Source organism: Methanobacterium paludis, from assembly GCF_000214725.1.
GTDB classification, from domain to species: domain Archaea; phylum Methanobacteriota; class Methanobacteria; order Methanobacteriales; family Methanobacteriaceae; genus Methanobacterium_C; species Methanobacterium_C paludis.
Genome location: NC_015574.1, coordinates 1,730,970 through 1,751,408 on the forward strand (window position 1 = coordinate 1,730,970; position 20,439 = coordinate 1,751,408).

General features: G+C 35.4%; 17 protein-coding genes and 1 tRNA gene. 2 read left to right on the forward strand and 16 right to left on the reverse strand.

Annotated elements, in window-relative coordinates; all coding sequences use genetic code 11:
* Window positions 1-119: 119 nt before the first annotated feature.
* Entirely contained in the window at window positions 120-548 is a 429-nt protein-coding gene (locus MSWAN_RS07960; RefSeq protein ID WP_013826116.1) for an ACT domain-containing protein, read from the forward strand.
* Between the two features lie 197 nt (window positions 549-745).
* Here MSWAN_RS07960 and MSWAN_RS07965 read toward each other — a convergent pair whose 3' ends face one another.
* The 9 genes from MSWAN_RS07965 to MSWAN_RS12320 all read right to left on the reverse strand — a co-directional run bounded on the left by MSWAN_RS07965 (window position 746) and on the right by MSWAN_RS12320 (window position 8,116).
* Window positions 746-1,339 carry an indolepyruvate oxidoreductase subunit beta gene (locus MSWAN_RS07965; protein WP_013826117.1) on the reverse strand — a complete coding sequence of 198 codons (594 nt, stop codon included), beginning with the start codon at window positions 1,337-1,339 and terminating at the stop codon, window positions 746-748.
* A gap of 91 nt (window positions 1,340-1,430) precedes the next feature.
* Window positions 1,431-3,302, reverse strand: a complete 1,872-nt coding sequence (iorA, locus tag MSWAN_RS07970) for an indolepyruvate ferredoxin oxidoreductase subunit alpha (protein ID WP_013826118.1) — start codon at window positions 3,300-3,302, stop codon at window positions 1,431-1,433.
* 666 nt (window positions 3,303-3,968) lie between these two features.
* A complete protein-coding gene (locus tag MSWAN_RS07975) occupies window positions 3,969-4,730 on the reverse strand; it encodes a DNA-methyltransferase (protein WP_013826119.1) in 762 nt (253 codons plus the stop codon).
* Window positions 4,731-4,904: 174 nt separating this feature from the next.
* Window positions 4,905-5,588: a cysteine peptidase family C39 domain-containing protein gene (locus MSWAN_RS07980; protein ID WP_013826120.1), complete on the reverse strand. Its 684-nt coding sequence runs from the start codon at window positions 5,586-5,588 to the stop codon at window positions 4,905-4,907.
* Between the two features lie 109 nt (window positions 5,589-5,697).
* Window positions 5,698-6,483: a C1 family peptidase gene (locus MSWAN_RS07985; RefSeq protein ID WP_048188040.1), complete on the reverse strand. Its 786-nt coding sequence runs from the start codon at window positions 6,481-6,483 to the stop codon at window positions 5,698-5,700.
* A gap of 441 nt (window positions 6,484-6,924) precedes the next feature.
* Window positions 6,925-7,006: transfer RNA gene (locus MSWAN_RS07990), tRNA-Ser, on the reverse strand.
* Between the two features lie 4 nt (window positions 7,007-7,010).
* Complete coding sequence (locus MSWAN_RS12810; RefSeq protein ID WP_013826122.1) at window positions 7,011-7,148, reverse strand: hypothetical protein; 138 nt, start codon at window positions 7,146-7,148, stop codon at window positions 7,011-7,013.
* A gap of 49 nt (window positions 7,149-7,197) precedes the next feature.
* Window positions 7,198-7,662 carry a YkgJ family cysteine cluster protein gene (locus MSWAN_RS07995; protein WP_013826123.1) on the reverse strand — a complete coding sequence of 155 codons (465 nt, stop codon included), beginning with the start codon at window positions 7,660-7,662 and terminating at the stop codon, window positions 7,198-7,200.
* Window positions 7,663-7,699: 37 nt separating this feature from the next.
* Window positions 7,700-8,116, reverse strand: a complete 417-nt coding sequence (locus MSWAN_RS12320; RefSeq protein ID WP_013826124.1) for a hypothetical protein — start codon at window positions 8,114-8,116, stop codon at window positions 7,700-7,702.
* A 299-nt stretch (window positions 8,117-8,415) separates the two neighbouring features.
* On the opposite strand from MSWAN_RS12320, the gene MSWAN_RS08005 reads away from it, so the two are divergent.
* Window positions 8,416-9,996, forward strand: a complete 1,581-nt coding sequence (locus tag MSWAN_RS08005) for a hypothetical protein (protein WP_013826125.1) — start codon at window positions 8,416-8,418, stop codon at window positions 9,994-9,996.
* 7 nt (window positions 9,997-10,003) lie between these two features.
* On the opposite strand, the gene MSWAN_RS08010 is transcribed toward MSWAN_RS08005, so the two are convergent.
* Genes MSWAN_RS08010 through MSWAN_RS08040 form a run of 7 tightly spaced genes read right to left on the reverse strand, consistent with a single transcriptional unit; the run spans window position 10,004 to window position 20,372 of the window.
* Complete coding sequence (locus MSWAN_RS08010) at window positions 10,004-10,543, reverse strand: hypothetical protein (protein WP_013826126.1); 540 nt, start codon at window positions 10,541-10,543, stop codon at window positions 10,004-10,006.
* Between the two features lie 13 nt (window positions 10,544-10,556).
* Entirely contained in the window at window positions 10,557-11,738 is a 1,182-nt protein-coding gene (locus MSWAN_RS08015; RefSeq protein WP_013826127.1) for a hypothetical protein, read from the reverse strand.
* Window positions 11,731-13,017: a DUF2341 domain-containing protein gene (locus MSWAN_RS08020; protein ID WP_013826128.1), complete on the reverse strand. Its 1,287-nt coding sequence runs from the start codon at window positions 13,015-13,017 to the stop codon at window positions 11,731-11,733. Before MSWAN_RS08020 ends, MSWAN_RS08015 begins: the two co-directional genes overlap by 8 nt.
* A 12-nt stretch (window positions 13,018-13,029) precedes the next feature.
* Complete coding sequence (locus MSWAN_RS08025; protein WP_013826129.1) at window positions 13,030-13,464, reverse strand: hypothetical protein; 435 nt, start codon at window positions 13,462-13,464, stop codon at window positions 13,030-13,032.
* A 17-nt stretch (window positions 13,465-13,481) separates the two neighbouring features.
* Window positions 13,482-13,823, reverse strand: a complete 342-nt coding sequence (locus MSWAN_RS08030) for a hypothetical protein (protein WP_013826130.1) — start codon at window positions 13,821-13,823, stop codon at window positions 13,482-13,484.
* Window positions 13,820-14,620: a hypothetical protein gene (locus tag MSWAN_RS08035; RefSeq protein ID WP_013826131.1), complete on the reverse strand. Its 801-nt coding sequence runs from the start codon at window positions 14,618-14,620 to the stop codon at window positions 13,820-13,822. The genes MSWAN_RS08030 and MSWAN_RS08035 overlap by 4 nt, the downstream gene beginning before the upstream one ends.
* A 4-nt stretch (window positions 14,621-14,624) precedes the next feature.
* Entirely contained in the window at window positions 14,625-20,372 is a 5,748-nt protein-coding gene (locus MSWAN_RS08040; protein WP_013826132.1) for a phage tail tape measure protein, read from the reverse strand.
* Window positions 20,373-20,439: the final 67 nt, after the last annotated feature.

Sequence of the window (20,439 nt, forward strand, 5' to 3'; positions counted from 1 at the left end):
GATCTTAGAGTTAGGATAAAAACTCAAAAGAGACAATTTAATTTCTTTAAATGCATTTTAGGTTACACGGTGCATTCGGTTAAAAAGTACATACAAAAAAAACAGAAAGGAGGAATAAAATGATAAAACAGCTGTCAATATTTTTGGAAAATAAAAAAGGTAGAATGTGGAAAGCACTTGACGTTCTTGAAGAGGCAGGGATCAACATAAGAGCACTCTCACTTGCAGACACATCTGATTTTGGGATTTTAAGGTTGGTTGTGCCAAAACCAGATGAAGCCAAGGAAGTACTTGAAAAAAAAGGATTCCTAGTCAAAATAGGAGAAGTTATAGCTGTTGGGATCACGGACAAACCCGGAGGACTCAATAAAATTCTCAAGATCCTCAATAGATCAGATATAAACCTTGAATATCTTTACGCATTCGTTGAACAAAATAAAAGCAGGGCAATTGTCATATTACATCCTGAAAACATTGATGCAGGACTTGAAGCACTGCAAAATAGTGATGCAGATGTTTTAACAGATGCAGAGGTTTACGGCATCTAAATTTCCTTTATCTAAATTTTCTTTAAATAATTTTTTTTAATTCTAAATTGGATAAACCCCAAATCAAAGTTCCTAAATCTTTCTCAATAATTTTAGGGTTATTAATTCATATTATAATATCATTTTAAAAAAGAAAATTAAGGTTTTATAGATAATATAAAGAGAGAATAAGAAGTTATAAAAAATTATTTAAAAGGTTATTTGGATGAACAAGCCCTAAGTCCTTCATTAAATGCTTTCATGTTGATTTCAAGACTTTTTTCAGGCAAATTATCCTTCATTGATTCCAGTACAACATTTTTATCCAGCGGAAATCCGCTGACAGCTGTTGCACCACCAATCATAACCATGTTCAAGGAAAGAATGTGCCCAGCATCCTTTGCAATTTTTTCAGCATCGAAAGCTAATACTTTTTTTGATTTGGATTCGAGTTCGTCAATAATCACCGAAACATCAGGGTATGGATCTTTACTTTCCCTTATGTTAAATGGGTATGTTGGGGAAGTGTTCATAACCACGTAAGTTTCTTCACTTATTTTAGAAATGGCCCTTAATGCTTCTAAAGGTTCAAATGCCAGTAAAAGGTCTGCTGTACCTTCTTCTATAATAGGGCTGTGGGCATCACCAATTTTAAGTTCTGTTGATACAACACCACCACGCTGGGACATTCCGTGTATTTCACTCATCAAAACGTTTAAGTTGCTCCTCATTGCAGATTCACCAATAACAATTGATGTTTTGATTATTCCCTGTCCCCCAACACCTGAAATATAAATATCGTAAGATTTCATCGTTGATCTCCTCAATTAAAGATTTATATTAACTAAATTTCATTTTGTAACTCAAGTAGGTGCAATTCTGTTATTTGAAATTTTTTAAAAACTATTTTTTCATTCCAATGGCCTTTTCAGGGCATATCTGTACACAGACGTTACAATTTTTGCAGAGCATGGTGTCTATTTGAACAGAGCCATCTTCAGCACTTGTGAGTGCAGGGCATGCCAGGTCTTTGAGACACGTTTCGCATTCATTGCATTTTTCATTGTTGACACCAAGTAGAATCTCTCTTTGTTTGGGCTGCTTATTTTTAATGAGCATGCATGGTGATCTGGATACAACAACTGCCACCCCATCATATTTTATTGCTTCCTCAATCGTTTCCTGTGATTTTTTTACTAACAATGGGTTTATCGTCCTTAAAAACTTAACACCCGTTCCTTTTACAATATCTTCAATGGAAATCTCAGGAGCTTCATAACCCATTCCATCAACAGGTAAACCCGGGTTGGGCTGGCCTCCAGTCATTGCAGTGGTCCTGTTATCCAGAATAACCACCACAAACCTGTCCTTGTTGTGCACTGCATTTATGAGCGGTGGTACTCCTGCATGGAAGAATGTTGAATCACCTATAAAGCTCACTATTCTCTGATCTGTGGCTTTTGAGAACCCACAACTTGTACCTATACTTGATCCCATTGATAAAAGGTAATCTGCAGATTCATAGGGCGATCCAACCCCCAGGGTGTAGCAGCCAATATCACTGGGATGAATTACATTTTCCAGTCCTAAATTCTCTGCTGCCCTTTTAACTGAATAGTATGCTGCTCTGTGGGGACATCCAGGACATAGGGTTGGTGGACGTACAGGAATTGGTATTTTCGTTGATGAAGCTTTTTTTACCTTTAAATTTGTGTTAAGTACATTACTGAGACCTTTAAGAATTATGTCTGGACTGTACTCGTAGATCATCGGAAACGTACCGTCCAATTTACCGTAAACCTTCTTTTTAAGTCCATTTTTTCCTATTACGGCAAGTACTTCTTTTTCCATTACGGGATCAACTTCTTCTACCACAACGACGCTTTCAAGGTTCTCAATGAATTTCAGTACCAATTCTTCTGGAAATGGGTAGGACAAAGTAATTTTCAGGACGTTCACGTCGAGATCCTTTTCTTCCACAGCATCCATTACGTAGTTGAAGGCGCTTCCACTGGTTATAACACCAATTTTACCACCCTTATCAAATATTTTATTCATGGGGGAGTTGTTGACAACATCCCCTATTTTTTCCATTTTCTGAACCAGTACTTTGTGCATTTCCCTTGCAGCTTCAGGCACCGGTACGAAACGTTTTTGATCCCTTTTGAAGAAGCCCTGCTTCTTAGTTTCATTTTTAGAACTCTTTTCCAGTGGCCCTAATTCCACTATTCCCCTCATGTGGGATACCCTTGTTGTGGTTCGCATGAGAACTGGGAGCTGAAATTCCTCGGATAATTCGAAACCGTACTTCATAAGGTCTTTTAGCTCCTGAGGGCTTGAGGGTTCTATCATAGGCATATTTGCAAGGCGTGCATAGTGTCTGTTGTCCTGTTCATTTTGGGAAGAAAATATTGATGGGTCATCTGCTGATAAAATTATCATACCCGCGTTTACACCAGTGTAAGCAACACTCATGAAAGAATCAGCTGCCACGTTCACTCCAACATGTTTCATGAATGTAAAAGACCTCAAACCTGACACTGCTGCAGCTGCAGCAACTTCAATGGCCACTTTCTCGTTTGTTGAGAATTCAAAGTAGATACCAGCATCATCTGCTATTTTAGATAACACATCACCAATTTCTGAGGATGGTGTTCCAGGGTAGGTTGCTGCAACTCCGATTCCTGCCTCAAGGGCTCCTCGTACAGTTGCTTCGTTACCCAGCATGAAGAGTTTTTCATTTTCCTCTGCGGTCAAAACTTTTTTTATATTCATAAATATCTCCTGTAAAACATTGATACATCCAATTGATTAGTTCTATCCAATTTAGTCATCTTATCTCATAAATTACTTTGTAATTTGCAAATCATTTTCTAAACATTCTGAAATAATGTATTGAAACTAATTATCCTAAAAATCCTAGTTTAAATTTAGTTTTTAAATAGTTTATTTTTGAAGATTTTGGAATAGAAATTATTTATTTAGAAATCTGTTGATTGATTTATCAATCGTTTGAATTAATATTTACTTTAGGAATGCTAATTAATTTCTCTACTTTAGGCCCTTTTTTTATGCCTTTTTAATAAATTAAGTATTATTCTATTTTCATGGAAAAATGCTTTAAATATTCTAATTATTTATTAATTATTCAAGCATTAATAAATAAATTTTCAAAAAAAAATTGAACCTAAATCCTCTCGGATCTAAGTTCTAAATTGGTTTACAAAAAATTGTCATGGTTTTTTGTAAGGCATAGACGTGTATATGTATTAAAAACGATGGGAATCGTTTTCAGCTTAGGAAGATTACCCTCAAATCCTGAAAAGAATAATCTTCCTGTATAATACTTTGTTTTTAGAGACTATAAACTAAAGCGTGAAATTAAGTTAATTCCATACTACAATAACAGATTATTCGTTGTATTTGTTATTTTTATAGCTTTTAACAACCTTTACAATTAAAATTTTCCAAAGTTGTAGATTTAATTTCCTCCTTACTATTTCCCATTCTTTCTCGGATCAAATCACAATATTCAGGATCTTGTTCTATCAAGATACAATCTCTACCTAAATTAGAACATGCAACTCCTGTTGTACCACTACCTGCACAATTATCCAGGACCAAATCACCGGGGTTAGTATAAGTCTTAATAATATATTCAAAGAGTTTAACAGGCTTTTGAGTAGGATGATAGGTTTTCCTATCCCTTGAAAATGTTATAACATCCAATGGGAACCGTTCACCATTACTCTTAGTTTCTGAAGATTTATAAGGTGAATAAACTGTATGTTTTCTTTGATTACCTGAACGTTTTCTATGATATGGTTTACTCATCCACATTTGCGGATTATAAGTGGGTAACTTCTTATAAAATACCAGTAAAACTTCATGAGCTCGTAATGGCATTTTATGTGAATTTAAAAATCCAACAGGACAAGTTTTCTGCCATATCCATTCATAACGGAACATTTCACGATTACTTTGAATTAAATCCGCCGTAAATGGAGGCAACGAAGATAATACAATAGCTCCATGGTCCTTTATAATTCGATTATACTCATTCCAAAGAGGTTCTAATGGAATAATATTATCCCATTTACATGCTGTTGTTCCATAAGGTAAATCACATAAAATTAGATCTACACTTTTATCTTTTATAGATTGCATAATTTCAAGGCAATCTCCTTCATATAAATTATACATAGTTCTCTACACCCCTCTCTCACTAAATTTTTATTAAGAATGCTTACATAAAGCATCCCCTGTGGTTGTAGAAAACCCATCCCCCCATATAAGTATCTTAACTCCACTTTATGGGGGGTTATATTTAATAAAATTCTAAAAAAATAACCTTCTTATCTCTTGAGAAGGCCACATTTAAGCTAATTCCATACTGTAGTAATAGATTTCTCTTCCATCCGTTGCATTGTCAAGGATCGTAGATAAACAGGTTATATTTTCACCTTTTGTTGGATCATTTATCAAGTAATGATCATCACCACTGAGTCCTTTAATCAATACATAATGCCCATAATCTCCTTTGTATCCCAGACATGTTGCATTCTTTGTCTGTATATGTGCTATCACAGGTTTACATTGATTCAATGCTGCCTTAACTCCTGCAATATTCCTACTTATTTTTGTTAGTTTGAAACCTAATTTTGCAGCACCTGCGATCAAGTTCTCAGGTGTGGTCCCTGAACTGGTTGTGTTACATGCTGCCTTGAACTGTGCTTCACTTTTATATTTGAATAGGCCACAACTACCCATGGATAGGCTTGTAGGTCCACATGTAGTTGAACTGTCTTGGTAGTTTTGAGGTATTGGTGATGTACCTGTACCTATCACAGTTCCATAATTCGGGAATATGTCTCCATGATTAACAGCCCATTGAAAAGCCCTTTTATAAAAATCCAGGTAGTTAGCTTTCAATACCTTCTGTTGTTTGTTGTTGCTATCTGTTAACGTTGCATAATTTGGAAAACGTTTATTTGCTTTAATAAAATTTGAAATCCCATTTGCTCCATCAAGGAGTTGTGCTTTATTTATCCTAATTGACATGATTATATCTCTCCAAAAGTTCATAAAATACAATGTGTGGGGAAATGTTCTTGAATTACCAATTGCTCCATTGATATTTATTGAGAAACAGCCCCACACTAAAAAAAAGTTAATCTAATGCTTTTAAATCAGCTTGTAATTGTTTTAAATCAAAACCATCTGGTGATTTACCATTCACAAGGAATTCTTCACTTAATACGCACCATGCCTCATCAACGTACTTATCCCAGAACTTCCAGGTCATGAACTGTTTTTTACCCCAGGTAATTACCCAAATTCCTTCTTTAGTTATCTTAACAATACGTACAACGGCTTCAAGTCTCTTTTTAGATGTTAGTTTTCCATAACCTGCATCAATTACACAATGGCCACCTTCAATACTTGCATTTTTAGTTTGAACATCCCAAGGTTCCCCTTTCTCAAACTGTTCCATAGCATAAGCAGGGACCAAAAATCCAATATTAAGTGCACTAAAAAGATACTGAGCTATCTTAATCTCCTCATGATCTGCTTGATCCAACTGTACGAAAGCACCTATCTTATGTCTTACTCCGTTCTTATCTGGTATCCCTGTATTCTTCCAGTATTTCAGGACATCACGGAGCATACAGCCGTTATCGTTTTCACCAGTCTTTGGATCATATCCGCTGATGGCACTGTAAGCTTCAAGGGCATTTGCATCTGTAAATTCTGGTGTCTTTCCACCCTGAGTAAGCCATAACATCAACATATGCAGAGGTCCTGCAATCGCACAATCCCCTATTTTATCATTAAGAAACATTCCCCAATCAGTAAAGGCTTCATAATCGTTTGTCGAATCTGGTGGTGTTGGTAAGACTGTTTTATCAATATATGCTGCTAATTTTAGATCTCTTTCATCTTTCTCAAAAGGCAATTTTCCAAGTTTTAAGTTAGTCGTATTAATCATCTCCTTTTATAAATTATATAAATAAAAATCAAAAGAAAAATAATGCTTAGATTACTTCCTACAACCAAGAAACGTAAGAATAAAATAAATAGGATAATTTCAAGGATTAAATAAAATCCTTCCAGCATTGTTTCATATAACCAACTGCTCACACGTTATCACCTCAAATCTTTTAAAAAAAGATTTATCAAAAACTGTTATTTCAAAAAAGAACATGAGTTATTTCCAAATTGGAAAATACTGAACTATTAGGAAATTCCTAACGGTTGAGTTATCTTAAAATATCGGATAACTGAAACGGACACAAATTGTATCCATTCGAGTTAGTGCAAAAAATGCACATACTGAACTTACTACAAATTGTAGTAGGTTGAACTAACCGGAAATTCCAGATTGTTGAAAAATTAACGCCCATGACAGGATTTGAACCTGTGAGATCTAACGATCACCAGGTTAGCAACCTGGCGCTGTACCACTGAGCCACATGGGCAAAATTAAATGAACATCAAGAGTATTTTAACAAGAATACTCAACACCATAAATATGAAAAGACCAATGATAAAAATTGCAAATAAGGATACACCAATGACACCAGCACCAAACAAAATATCTTTCACTCCAAAGATTTCCATTTAGATCACCTCAAAATCTTTTAAAAAAAGATTTATCAAAAAATAAAAGTCATTTAGAACTAATAAGGTTTGATGGAATTTTTGCATTGAAATTAGGGTTTAATATGCCTTCTTTCTGCTTATCAAACAATTCTTTTTCCAAAGCAAGTTTATATCCACATTCATCTGAAAAAAAGCCATAATCAAGTGTATGTGGAAGTCCATACCAAGGATGATCCCTACAAACAGCAGGTCTTCTATCATGAACGGAACATTTATTATCCTTCTGAAGAGTACATGTGAAATATTCCCTATCCTCCTTCCATTTACCCACTAAAGAAGGTTTAAGCTTTAATACTTCTCCCTTTGATAACTTTCTCCAGAATGAATATATAAATGTAAAATCGCTCTTAAACCTATCTTCACCTTTTAAACCATTTGGAAACTCTTTTTCAACTGTTTCTTCAATTTCTTTAAAAGAATTACCAATGTTAATAACTTTACAACACGTTCCACATTGCAAACAATCAGACAAGTTAATTACCTCCAAAAAAGGATTAAAAGTCATTTGTTTATAATGACATTCCTAAAAGATTTACATCCTTATATTGACTTATTCTATCAAACATGAGTTCTCCATGGCTTTTTTGAACTGGTGCAATTTCTGCACTTGTTGCATTATTTGCAACAACTGGTTTCGGAACTTCATAATAACTCAAATACACACCAGATCCACCACTTTTACAACGTCCATCAACTGCACAAAAGTCAGAATCACAATGACCGCAGGTCCATTCACCTTCAGCTGTTCCTTTTGGATTCCACTCAAGACACTCATAATGATGACAGAAAGGACAATAGTTTTCAAAGATACCTATGTGATAGGTATATGAATGTTCTCCACAACTGCAAAGAGCCGTGGCCTTTACGTATTTATCCTGAATGCCCACATTATATGCAGTTGAAGCACTTGAAACTGGAAGAATCAAGAACAGTCCTATGATTAAAAGTATTCCAAATAATTTCTTAATTTAATCACGCTCCTAATTTGGTGTTGGTTTACAATCTTAGCATTGCTGTTAGATTGATAGACACTGCCACATTGGAGTTTAACGTCTATTTCAGACGGTAAGGTGCATGTAATCACTCTCCTAATTAATGGTTAGACTGAAAAGGGTATAAACTAAAGCGAGAGATTTAAAAGAAAAATAAGAATTAAGAAAGAAGAAAAATCTTTAAGGACAATATGAACTATTTAATAATAACAACAAGTTAATGAGGACATATGATGAGGGATTATAGATCTATTCTAAAAAATAACTTTGATTTAATCTTAGTTTTGACTTTATATTCCTTATTAAGTGTTTTTTTCTTCAGTTATTATCAATACCTAATTAATGCAGATGGGATTTCATATATTGGAATCGCTCAAAAATACGTCGCTGGTGATTGGTCTAATGCCATTAATGAGTATTGGGGACCTTTATTTTCATGGTTATTAATTCCATTTTTATTATTTAATAAAACAGCACTTTATCCATTATTTTCAGCTAAGATACTATCTTTAATTATAGGTTTTTTCACTATAATTGGGGTGGAAAGGTTATCTCAAAATTTAGGTATTGAACGGATTTTTAGAGTTGCAGTATTGTTTTCCCTAGTTCCAATTGTTTTATATTTTGCAGTGGCTTCTATTACTCCTGATTTATTAGTTACTTGTTTACTTGTTTATTATTTAATTGTTATTTTTGACCCAAAATATTCCAATAAACTTTCAAATGGCATATTCTGTGGTATAATTGGGGCTGCTGCTTATTTGACTAAAACTTATGCATTGCCCTTTTTTTGTTGTTCATTCTGTTTTTTTAGTTTGATCTATTATTTTAAGAGCACTTCAACTGATAAAAAAAGGAATATACTGAAAAATTTCTTTTTAGGAATTTTCATATTTTTTGTTATAAGTGGAGTTTGGATAGGAACAATAAGTGATAAATATGGGCATTCAACTATTGGAACCTCAACTGAATATAACCACGCTTTGGTTGGCCCTACATCTCAAGGCCACCCTATGTATTATCAAGGTCTTCTAAAACCACCAAATAATAGTGCTGTCACTGTTTGGGAAGATCCTTCCAACCTTAAAATGGAACAGTGGAGTCCCTTCGAATCAATAAGCTATTTTAAGTATCAATTAAATATTATTGGTAAAAATGTGCTCTTAATAATTAATTATATTGAAAACTTTTCACTTTTTTCTATTTTAATAATTATTTTCAGTTTAGTTTTCATCTTTAAACCTTCTTCTGAGGATTCAAAGAATAAATTGACATGCTTGTTGGTAACCATAATACTTTATTGTGGAGGTTATACTTTAATTCTAGTAGAAATGAGATATATCTATTTAATATGTATCTTACTACTTTTAATGGCTTTTTATCTGCTTAATATCGCATTTAAACAGAATATCCTTAATGTAAAAATCCGAAATATACTTTTAATGCTTTTAGTAATCTCGTTTATAATCCCATCTACGATTAACTTAATTCAAACTGCAAATATGGGGGAAGGGGCTTATGATTTGAGTCAAACTTTAAAAGCAGATTATGGATTGCAGGGAAACATTGCTTCTAATGGAAAATGGGAATACAGCTTAGATACTTCTTATTATTTAAATGATAAATATTATGGAATAACAAAAAACACAACAAATGCCAATGATTTACAGAGGGAATTAGAAGATAATAACGTAAGTTACTATTTTGTTTGGGATACAAATAGTGATTTACAATTTTCAGATTATAAAAAAATAACTAATGGTAACATGGCGGGTCTAACCATATATTCAAGAATAAACCATTTAAGTAATTAACATGAATTTAATCTGAATATTGGACTATGAATAAAGACGGAGTTCCGATAACCCCTCCGTATAAATCTGTTACAGTTACATTGATGTTGTTATCTCCAGGATTAAGAATACTGCTTAATTCCATAGGGTTCTTACTCCATACACCCCCATAATCACAAGATACCTTTCCTTTTGATGTTGAAGCAGTTAAAAGATCATCAGCATAAATCCCAATAACTGGTTCAGATTGGCATGATTTGAGTATATACACCTTACTTACACCATCCCACGTAAATGTAAATGTACCTAGATTAAAAGTTTCACCTGCCGGGCTTGCAATTCTACTAAATGCATCTGTAATTTTAACACATACCTTGTTTAGAACTTTCACGGCCATTTTATCTCCATTTTGGAGTTTAACAACTGCAACTTGATCCCCGGCTTTGATTGAAGTTAAAGGACAGGCAACCTTATCTCCTGATGCAGTTGTTGCAACTAGAACTGTATCCCCTTCCTTCACACCCTTTGCATCTACGGCAACATTCCCATTGAGTATAATTTTATCCATGTTTTAGGCTCCTTTAGGGGGATCTAAGGTTTTCAACTGTACCTGTATCATTTACATAGACAAGGACACGTCCATTTGCAGCGTCTGCTTGAGCTGTACCGACCTGACATTTAACTTTATCAGCTTCAGTTTTTGCAGCTGCATATATAGTATCAAATTCATTTACAATACTTATCACGGTTTCATCAGTAGATAGATTGAATTCCGTATATATTGCACCATCACCACTTGCTGTTGGTTCGGCGTGGAAGGTTCTATCTGTAATTGTAAAATTTATATCGGAATAATTGGGATTATTTGGGAAATTTATTTGTGTTCCTTTTTCGTAATCGTAGAATCCCCTTAATTTGAGGGTTGCAGTATATACTGGTTGGCTTTTTTGGTCTATTTCAAGCTGCACACGTGCATTTAACTGAGCTTGCGTCATATCAGATTCAGTGATGTCTGGACCAATGCAATGACCATACTTTGCAATACTTGCAGTGTCTGTTGCATGTGCTGTAAGACTGTTATTATCTCCAGCGTATCCCTTCTGGTCATTAACAATGTTTGTGGCATCTTTCGTGACTAAAAATGTTAGAACATTATCCTGATCTTCAAAGATGTATATTTGACTTCCCATCCTGTTGTTTTTTGTTTCAAACCACCTGAGATACCCTGAGAGGTCTACATACCATCTGAACTTTGAAACTCCTGAAAGTTTCACATACTGGGAAAATAGCTGATCAATTGCATCTTTCTTTGTATCCCAACTTCCGCAGAATCTGTCAATTCCAGTGCTGCTTGTGTTTAATGTTATATCCTGTGATAATGCTTGTCCTCTTCCTATTTTAATTCCTGTATCTGTAAGAATCAAGTTCAATAAATCAAGAACTGAATTTGTTTTACTATTTTCAGGTTTGGTACAATCGTATTTGAATGGCTGTTTTGTGAGCATGCGGGCAATGTTACGGCCATAAATCTCATAAATCCTGTTATTGTCAAGGTCATCCCTTTTTACCCTCTCAACTGTTCCCTTAACGACTGAATATCCTTCTTGGAGTGTTGGGTCAATCAGGTTAATTTGGAATACTTCTCCTGTGTCGTATGTATCAGGTGCAAGGGGAGTTTTGCATTGAATTGTCATTTCCGTAACTGCATCACTCATACGATCAACAATATCAATCACTGCCAGAACTTCATTTTCACTACTCATAGACTTTATCCCCTATCATGACGTTAAATGAAATATTACATTCTGCACCGTCTTGTTTCAAGTCATTTATATTATCTGGATTGTATAGTACGCCTGCTTTAACTATCATTAAAAAAGCTATGAGTGGAGGTATGGCTGTTGCTATGGCTCCTGCAGGAGGAGAACTAATAACGACTTGTAATGTTGGAGGATTTGCGGTTAAGGTGGCACTTGCTGGTGGAACCGTGATGGTTATTCCACTGCCCAATTCGACTATTGGGGTTTTTGCGGTTAAAGTACCTATGGCTGGGGAAACTGATATCACACATCCGGTTACCTGCCAACTTCCCATTGTGCCTACAACAGGAGGATTTGGAGTTGTTTGGAGAACCTGAACATAATCAAATTCATAGTAATCGAAAAATGCATAACCATCAGGTTTTGAAGCTAAGATAGAAAGTTTACTTGCAGCTTGTGCTAAAGTGGTATCAAAAAGGTGTGTAATTCCATCATAAACACTAACATTTAAACCATTTACAACTATACGATAATTTCGAGTATCTAAATCAGAAACAGCATGTCCTGCGGGCCAATCTTGTCCATTATATCCACTAATGGCATTTGTTGTTGATTTTGCAGATTGAACAAGGCAGTTAATACCTCCAGCAGCCCCAGCACTTGGATTCCAGTGTCCTAAAAATATTTGAGTTTTGTTTGAAGCATCAACAAGGGCTATACCACATTCAGCAGCTTCGGTACTTATTTGATGGATCTTTTGTTTTGTATGAATTTCATAATTATTTGGAAGAATAACTTTCGATTGATTTTGGTTTCCGGGGCCATTACCTGCATATAACCAACCAGTTGCATTACAATCTGTTATTTGTAAAAGATTGTTTATTGTTTCAGTTAAACTTCCTTGTACATTTGCAGTCCACTTTGTTGTATCAATAGATGTTCCTGAAAAATTATCATACCACAACGAAACGCTTGCAGGATTTGATGTTGTTGTAACTGCTGAATTTCCTGAATAAATCTTGATTATGGTTGCGGCTGGGCTGGCTGGAAGCGATGGGATTAAAACAGTAAAGGTTGCAGTGCTACCGGCGGTATAACTATCAAGAGAGTAACTTAATTCAGTTCCATCACTGAGTGCAAATCGTATATCCCCAAAATCAGAACGCATACGACTTGCATTGTAGGTTATTGTGATTCGAATTGGATAATTAACTTTATCTCCATCTGTTGAACCTGGTTGTGAGTAGGTTGCAACATAATCCCATGCTGAAAAATCAGTCATTTAAAAACCTCTTTAACTTAATGCGTCCTCAAGGATTGAAGTACCATAATCCAATTTAAATTCAATATTACTTGTTGATTTATCCTCTCCAAAATCAGAAAAAGCAATTAATAAATTATCTGCGGTGCTAGCATCATAAATCACTGCATATCTTCCTGTTATTGTTGAAGTTTCCCAGGCCGGATCATCAGCTGTTAACTTAACAACATGATTTGTTGTATCCAACGAAACCGCCACATTTGTAAGTGTGATGCCTCCTGCGGTGTACCTTGTTCCTACTACTTCATTAGCTGAAATGTCTGCGTATTTTTCATAAATGTTCCTGTTTGTTTCAGGATCTATACTTGACGTGAAAAGGGCTACTTTTAAAGTATCGCTGGATAAATCCATCATTTTTTTCCAGAGATTCAATACTCCTTTTCCAAAGAAATGTGCTGTAACTGCCATAATTTAACCTCCAATTTTTATACTTCATTCCATTTTAAAGCCCATCGCATCTCTCCAGGTATCGTATTACTTGCAGGTGCATACCTTGTATAAACTAAAACACTGCTAGAAGCAGGAATTGTAACTATGATAGGATTTGAAAAATTAACATTATCTGTACTGAAAAACTGAGAATTATACGTACTCCCTGCAGTTCCCATCTGGTTTTTATCAGATGCTACGGCCTGTATCTGGATTGTTTTAGCTGTTGTGTATGTGTTTGTGACTGTGAGCTGTTGAATCGTTAAGAGTCCAGCCATAAGGGTTGGAAAATCCAACTCGTAAAGTTGGATCCCATCACTATTTTTAATAATTATCATTCGTAGATCACCCTTATCCAGAGTAACCAGCAGCCACGGTCCATTAACGTATTAGGTTGATCAACTGTAGGATACCATGGTGCAACGTGATTTGAAGTGTGAATATTCACAGCTGTAGATGGATCAAAGTCCTTAAAAGTTAAAGTCTGAACTCCTTGTTTTCCTGAAAGGTTTGCTGGATCTTCACCTACATCATGACAAACACTCCAATCCTGCCTTTCTCCATTTACTTCTATCCATGCTGGAAGCGTACAGGCTGAACCTTTTACCTGAACTTCTCGAACCTTTTTAGTTTCAGTTATGTTGATTATACCAAGTTCATTACCAGCCCATTCTGCAGCATTTGAAGGGTTTGAACCATCTGTACCATTTGAGTAAACCATGTTTGAGTAAGACCAGTACGGAGGGATATATACGAAACTACTGCTTTTACCAGTGGTTTCATAATGGGCAACTATGTCATACCAGATGGCATCATCTGACATGCTGTCTTCTTTGATGTTGACGGATTCAATGGCTGCAGTGTAGGTTATATCCCCTCCAGGTGTAGCCTCTGTGATGGTTATGATATTTCCACCTTGAACCTGGAGTTTGCTTCCACCGTTTAGGAGCTGATCATTGTTAATGATCTGGCAGGCCATAGCGTCAAAGAGTGCAATCTCAGTCCGTGGATCTGCATCCAACAAATCATAGTCTGCAACACAATGAAAGGTGATGATCCGATTTATCGGATCCTTTTCCAAACTTTCAATATTACAAGGTACAATACCTCCAATTGTCCAATCTCCATAAGCCATTTTATCACCTTATAACATTTGTAACGCTGTATCCTCGATTATTAGCTTGTTGGTCTAATCTACCTGCCATACCATCCATCAAGTAACTTCCTGCGTTTTCAACCGTGTCTTTTGTTGCGTTTCCTTCGATTACGACGGCTCCAGCTTGTACTATGAATGTATTTCCTTGAGATCCTGAACCTGATGAGAATACTGAAGGGATACTAGGAATTTTAGGTAGGGAAAATGCTTTATCAAAAGTAAAATTAGAAAGTCCTTTAGCACCTGCACCTACAATACCTGCAGCCCATGACTCCATATTACTTTCTGTTACTGTTGCCAATGGGCCTGCTTTTGGTGGGGAATGTGGGAACCAACTGGAAATTGTATTCAGTCCATTCTGGACTGATGCCTTTCCTTTATCAATTCCACTTCCAATTGCAGAGGTTATACTTGAACCCCAACTTTGAGCTCCACTTGTTAATGTGGATACGCCTGGAAGTTTATTAATATCTGCCAAAATAGTGTTTACTGCATCACCTATGTCTTTAACAACCTTTGCAGCCCCAGAGGTTAAGTTAGGCCATGAAAGTGTTGGGATCTTTGGCTCATGGCTTGTAACCCAATCTTTAAGTCCGTTATATTCACTTTCAACCCATCCAACCGTATCCCAAAAGCCCTTAGATAAATTGCCCCAACTCAAATTAGGAATCTTTGGAAGGTGTGAAGTAATATAAGTTTTTAACCCTCCAAGTGTGGACCCTATACCTGATTCAATAGAACCTAAAGAAGGTAGTTTAATAGTGCCTAAAGTTGGCATTTTTGGCATGTGGTTTTTTATGTAAGTTCCTAATCCACCAAGTGTGGATCCTACGCCAGATTCAATTGAAGATAATGATGGAAGTTTTAAAGAAGGAAGAGATGGAAGTTTGATGTTTTTTACCTTATTTATGGCATTTTGATATGGTTTTACAATAGCATCTGAAGATGTTTTAGGGAATAAGGCATTTCCTATTGCACCTACCTGTTGTTGAAAGCTTGGCCTATCATTTTCTTCCTGTATTGATTTTTGATTACGTTTATCTACTTCTGCTTGTTCTTCTGGAGTTAAATTATGTTTAACAGGGTTCATTTCTGCCAGGGTTGTACCTACCATCATTGGGAGCATTTCAGCATCCCCAAGAACCGATAAAACTCCTCTTCCTAAAGAAGCAGCATTGAATTTAGGAATTAATTTCCAGGTTTTAAGTTTATCAACAATTCCTCCAAGGCCGTTTGAATCTCCTAACCAACCTACATTCTCTTTTCCAGTTTCAGTTTTACTTTCTGGAGGGAGGATCTCATTACCATCTGGTAATTTATAAGCTCCTTCAGTCGAACCAGTTGAGGATCCATAAGGCATGTTCCAAGTTGTACCTGTTTGGCCTGTTGTAGGAATTTCAATTTTTATACTCTTTATTCCCTCATTTATTGATTCAATGATTTGCTGTCCTTCTGTTTTGAAGTCAGGTAACTTTGCTTTTATCCCTGTAAGAATCCTATCTGATATGCTGGTTCCTTCAGCGTCTAGTATTGGAAGTTTTTCATCAATTCCAGCTTTGATGTTATCAATAAGGTTACTACCAAAGCCTTTGATGTTTACTCTGCCTTTTTCATCACCAAAGAACTTAGTTGTGTCATCCGAGATCTCTTTTAATGAATTTTTATAGGTATCATTGAAAGCCTTCATTTCAGACTCTATTGAAGTCCAGTTCTCAGAATATTTAATTCCATCAGAACTACGTGCTCTACTAGATTTAATATCTTCTATTGTAACTTTAGCAACACGGTCTAAACTGTCTAAACCTTTTTTAATATCTTCTATTTCTCCCCCAAATACATATTCAACAGTTTTTCCATATTCACGACCTATATCTCCAAGAACTTTTCCATCAGCAAGGAACTTATCATAAATTTGCTTATCATATTTTTCAATAATAGGCATCCAGTTGTCTAATTCTGCAGCGTATGTATTTTCAATAATTTTTCCATTAGTTGGGTCTATAAACGAGAAATCTCTGCCTGCATTTTGAGCATCCTCAATTCCAGGGGCGTTAAAATGGTATGTGGTTAATTCATCTAAGTATTTTAATGCGTCTATGGCTTTGTCTTTAACGGATGATATCTTGTTTATAAGTCCATCAAAATTGATTCCCTTAATACGGCCTTCCTCATCATCTAGAAACGAATTTGTTTTTTCAGTAGTAATGCTCAAAATCTCTTGAAGTTTATCAAAATCAACTTCAAAATCCACATAATCAACTTCACCTATTACATGGACTCCTTTTGAGATTTTTATTGTACAATTTTTTCCTGAAGATTCCCACTCTGCATTAAATCCTTTCTCTTCAAAGAAATCAACTAATCTTTCTTCAAATGCACTATCCTGTTCTGAATTAAGAATTGGTGCTTCTCCTCGTGTATCCCATCTTACGATATCAGCCCAAGCAGATTCTAATTCATCTTGGATTTCAATAGTTAATTTTCCAATATCAATTCCTTTTAATTCATCTAATGATTTTTTATAAGAATCGTTGAAGGCTTTCATTTCAGGTTCGATATCAGTCCAACCCTCAGAATACTTAATACCGTCCGATTCTTTAGTTATGGCTTTTTGGATATCACTATAGCCTTCATCAATGATGTTAACTGTTTTATCTATAACACTGCCATATTCTCTTCCAAAGTCCGTACCTATCTCTTTTAATGCGTTGGTCTTATCGGCAATCGATTTAATTGTAGAACTTAATTCTTCATCTTCTTTTCCAGCAATTGTTGTGAGGTAAGGATAATTTGTTATTTTGAAATCTTCAGTAATATAAGAAAATTCCTTACCTGAAGATTCTGCATCACTGAGTAAAGATCCCCAAAGATCTATGCTTTTCAGATCCTCTTTAAAACTAGTAATTTTACCTTTTAGTGATGATTGTTTATCCTCAATTCCACTGAAGTCAATTCCTTTGATCCTTCCCTCTTCATCATCAAAGAAACTATTTAAACTTCTATCCCCTTCATTCAAAGAGTCTGTGACTTTATACATTTCATCTGTGATCTGTGTAAATCCTCTACCAGATCTCATCGCATCTTCTAAAGCCACATAATTATCAAATGCTCCTTTAAATCCATCTTGAACTTCTTTGGCACCTGTACTAACTTCATGGGTCCAGTTTGCCCATCTACTGAAAATACCCTCATCAGGATTTACAACCTTATTATCTTCCCATCCACTTATTTGATTTCCAGGATTTACCTGAGTATAACCCTTACCGCTGTCTTCAGCAATCTTCATTAAATCCTGCCATCTGAGTATATTTGCCGTATCCTCAAATGGGGCAGTTAAAATGCCTTTTAGTCCACTTAATTCTGTTTTGATGTTATCTACAAAACTAGAAACTCTTGAAGTTATATCGTTAAGATTTAAGTTTATTCTACCTTTTTCATCGTCAAAGAAACTAGTTGTATCATCTGAAATCTCTTTTAATGAAGTTTTGTATGTATCATCAATAAGAGTAAATCCTTTACCGGATCGTTCAGCATCTTGTAAAGCTACATAGTTATCAAATGCTCCTTTAAACCCATCTTTAACTTCACCAATGCCAGTACTAACTTCTTTAGTCCAATCAGCCCATTTACTAAAAACTCCTTCATCAGGGTTTACTACTTTGTTATCTTCCCAACCTGCTATCTGATTTCCAGGGTTAATTTGAGTATAACCTCGACTAGAATCCTCTGCTTGTTTCATCAAATTCTGCCAAGCTGATATATTTTTTGTCTCTTCAAAAGGAGCTTTTAATATACCATTAAGTTCTTCTATTTTTGGTTTAACTGTATTTACAAAGCTTATTATCTTTGATTCAACCTTATCAATGATGTTAAAGTTCAAATTACCTTTTTCATCACCAAAAAGTATTTTCCAAACATTGGATTCTTTTAATTCTCCAGCTTTAATTTTTATTTTACCCACAAAATCGCTGAATTTAGTATAAGAACTATCTAAAGCTCCTGTATTTAATTTACCTTCCTCTCCAAAGAGATCACCAAATAGTCTGGTATCTTTTAAACTTGCAGCATCTGCTTTAAATTTACGTATGGTGTTGGCAATTCGTGATTCCACAACTTCATATTTGCCGGTTTCAGTTTCAACTGTTTGTAATTCTGCAGACATTTCATCGCTGCCAAATACAGCATGCCAAATATCTTTAGCTTTACTTCCTAAATTTTCAGTAGTACTCTTCACTTTACCTAAAAATTCATAGGTTGTTTTAAGGGCACTTCCAACAAGTTGTAATCCTTTAACTAAGACAACGAATCCTACAGTTATTGCTGCACCTTCAAATAACCATGTTGGTAGGGCTGGAGCATTGGTTATGGTATTCCACAGTTTTTGGAACTGTGTTTGGAGAGTCATTGTATTAGTATTAATCTTAGTCATTGAGGCTGTTGTTTTATCTCCTGTTGCTGTTACTTTAGCACCATACGTATCTGCACTTTCATTTAATTGAGACATTGTTTGTGCAGCTCTACTACCAAATAATAATTGCATAGCTGCAAGTTTAGTCATACCATATTGGGCTTCAAATTGAGAGTCAGACATTGAACTTGATTTATCAAGTACATCACTCATTATATCAGAAACAGATCTAAAATTACCACTAGCATCTTTAGCAGATATTCCCATAGTTTTGAGAACACCTTCAGCATCTGAACCAGAATATTTTGCTTCAGTTAACTGTTTTGAAAGGGTTTTTGCACCTGTTGTTAAAGCACTTGCAGCAACAGTAGCACTTATACCAGAATCTCCAAAGGCACCAATATAATCCACAATATCATTTGCAGTATATCCGACAGATTTTAGAGCTGGGATTAATGCAGTTACAGTACTTAATATTGTACTTGGATCTCCTGCGTTTGAACTCATATCATTGATTGCGTTTGTGAGATATGTTGTGGTTGAAGTCGCTTCAGAAGTACTCAATCCATAAGCCGTAATAATAGATGATAAATCATACATTGCCTCTGAGGTATCAGTGCCTGTTGTTTTAATTAATTTAAAAGCAGGAGGTAATTCAGCTGAAACCATGGACGCATTTTTTAAACCTTTTGCAAGTATGTACAATCCTTCTGATGCTTGATCTGTAGGTATTGCTCCTTGAACTTTACTTAATTCACTACGGAGTTCACTAACATTAGTTGCGGTAACTGAAACTCCTTCATAAGATAAGGCTTTTTGAAGTGATCGTTCTGATCCCATCCTTGTAGCTTCAGCATCCGCAACAGCTACGGCACTTGCAAGTGCAGTTATGGCAGTTGTAGCATCACTGGCAGAAGATGTTACTTCATCTGTTCCGGTTGTTTCCACATCTGCAGATACGGTGGTTCCATCTATCTCATCAAGTCCACTTTCAACTTCATCAATACCTGTCACCGCATCAGAATTATCTACATCTACATTTGCAGATACAGTATCCCCATCTAATTCATCCAATGCATCTTTAACATCAGTTGCTCCAGAGGTATCCCCTGCTACTTCAATGTCAGTGGTTGTAGTGGTATCATTAAGGTCATCCAGTTCATCTTTGAGATTATCCACATTTGCAGTAGGATCTTCTCCTAATTGAATATCTGTGGTGATACTATCTGGAATTTCTGTAAATTTGTTTATAAGGTCTGAGAGTCCAGATAAAACATCATCTATACTCATCTGAACTTGAATACCAAGTGTCTTATCTGCCATAAGGTCACCTCATAATAAGAATAGATTAATCGAAAATGTTAATAGTAAAAATCAAAAAAGGAAGTAG